This window comes from Burkholderia sp. Se-20378, assembly GCF_017104665.1.
Lineage (GTDB): Bacteria > Pseudomonadota > Gammaproteobacteria > Burkholderiales > Burkholderiaceae > Burkholderia > Burkholderia lata.
Genome location: NZ_JAAGPG010001051.1, coordinates 1 through 1,335, shown reverse-complemented (window position 1 = coordinate 1,335; position 1,335 = coordinate 1). Strand labels below are relative to the sequence as shown.

2 protein-coding genes and 1 pseudogene are annotated in these 1,335 nt (G+C 68.6%); 2 read left to right on the top strand and 1 reads right to left on the bottom strand.

Features of this window, described 5'->3' with window-relative positions:
* Together G3N93_RS40070 and G3N93_RS40065 are read left to right on the top strand one after the other, a co-directional pair.
* Nucleotides 1-160: pseudogene (locus G3N93_RS40070) on the top strand (glycerate kinase); the annotation flags it as partial.
* Between the two features lie 62 nt (nt 161-222).
* The gene (locus G3N93_RS40065; protein ID WP_039367176.1) at nt 223-672 is read left to right on the top strand and encodes a MarR family winged helix-turn-helix transcriptional regulator; all 450 of its coding nucleotides are present in this window, start codon (nt 223-225) and stop codon (nt 670-672) included.
* Between the two features lie 170 nt (nt 673-842).
* Here G3N93_RS40065 and G3N93_RS40060 read toward each other — a convergent pair.
* On the bottom strand, nt 843-1,335 hold a 493-nt coding region (locus tag G3N93_RS40060), incomplete at its 5' end, for a ketopantoate reductase C-terminal domain-containing protein (protein WP_277396617.1).

Sequence of the window (1,335 nt, the reverse complement as noted above, 5' to 3'; positions counted from 1 at the left end):
CGTCGACCCGGCCGCGCTGCCGCGCCTGTCCGAACATTTTTCCGGCTGCTTCTCGCCGGCTCCCGGGCCGATCACGCTCGACGTCGCGATCCGCGACGCGGCCAATCTGCTCGCGAACGAAGCGGAGCAATTGACACGCCTGAAGTACGGCGCACACTGACCGTTGACCCGAGCGCGCGATACAGGAACAATCGGGCCCGCCCTTTTTCTTCAGGATTCGACATGAAAGGCCGTCAAGCCGGGCTCGATCAGTTTCTGACCTATCGCCTCCACGCGCTCACGAAGCGATCCGACCGCGGAATCGGCGAGGTGTACCGGCACAAGCTCGACATCTCGCTGCCCGAGGCCCGCGTGATCGCCGCCGTCGGCGCCTTCGGCCCGTTCTCGATCATGGATCTCGCGCGCCACACCAATCTCGACAAGAGCCAGGCGAGCCGGGCAGCCGAGGCGCTGCTGCGCCAGGGGCTGCTCGAACGCAGTGCAAGCGAGGAGGATGGCCGGATCGTGCTGATCGCGCTGACCGCCGACGGCCGCGCGCTGCATCGCAAGATCATGCCGATCGTGCGCAAGTGGAACGACGGCCTGCTCGCGTGCCTGTCCGACAGCGAACGCCAGACGTTCGAACGGCTGCTCGACAAGGTCGTCGCGCACGCGACCGAGCGGGACGACTGAGCGGCAACACGGGCACGGCGCCCGCAGCATTGATCCGACGAATTCGACGGGCCGCCCCGGTCGCCTCACCCGCGACGCGGGCGGCCCGCTTTGCGTCATGGGTTGTGCACTGCAAGCGGATCGCAGCGCTTCGCCTCACCGGCGTCGCGCATGCAGCGGCCCCGCCCGCGCTATAGCCCGCTGTTCGTCGCGCGCTGCCGGAGCAGCCCGAGCACCGCGTCGCAATACGGGGTCGGCACGCCGAGCTTGCGCCCGAGTTCGGGAAACACGCCGAGGATCGGCCCGATCTCGAGCGCGCGCCCCGCTTCGAAATCCTGCAGCATCGACGTCTTGAACGGGCCGAGCTTTCGCGTGACCGCGATCCGCTCGGGTCCGCTCATCCCCGTCGACAGGCCCAGCTTCGCGCCGATCGCGGCCGCCTCCTCCATCATCCGCACGGCGAGATCCTGCGTGAACGGATCGTCGAGCAACTGCTCGGCAGTCGACCCCGTGAGCGCGCTCAGCGGATTCATGTTCATGTTGCCCCACAGCTTCGTCCAGATCTCGGTTCGGATCGCGGGCGTCGACTCGACGTCGAAGCCGCCCGCCGCGAGCGCTGCGGCGAACCGGGCGGTGGCCATGTCGAGCCGCGCGTCGGGCGCACCGACGATCAGCCGGTTGCCG